The organism is Bradyrhizobium sp. CCH5-F6 (assembly GCF_001556045.1).
Lineage (GTDB): Bacteria > Pseudomonadota > Alphaproteobacteria > Rhizobiales > Xanthobacteraceae > Bradyrhizobium.
In genome coordinates this window covers 1-255 of record NZ_LSIC01000106.1, presented here as the reverse complement: position 1 = coordinate 255, position 255 = coordinate 1, and the positions used below count along the sequence as shown (strand labels likewise).

The 255-nt window shown below is 62.0% G+C and carries 1 pseudogene; it reads right to left on the bottom strand.

Features of this window, described 5'->3' with window-relative positions:
- Positions 1–255: pseudogene (locus AX729_RS19280) on the bottom strand (Fe-S cluster assembly protein SufB); the annotation flags it as partial.

The following is a 255-nucleotide window of genomic DNA, read 5'->3' as shown; positions in this document are numbered from 1 at the left end:
GCATGAAGATCACGCCGGCCTTCTTCAGCTCCGCCTTGAACGTGGTCGCAACCGAGACCGAATCGAACACCGCGTCGACCGCGATCTTGCGGCGGGCGGGATCCTCTTCGCCGGGCTTGGGCTCGACGCCTTCGAGCATGGCGACTTCCCGCAAGGGGATGCCGAGCTTCTCGTAGGTCTTGAGAATCTCCGGATCGATCTCGTCGAGCGAGGAGACCGTCTTCTTCGGCTTCGGCGCCGCGTAATAATAGAGGT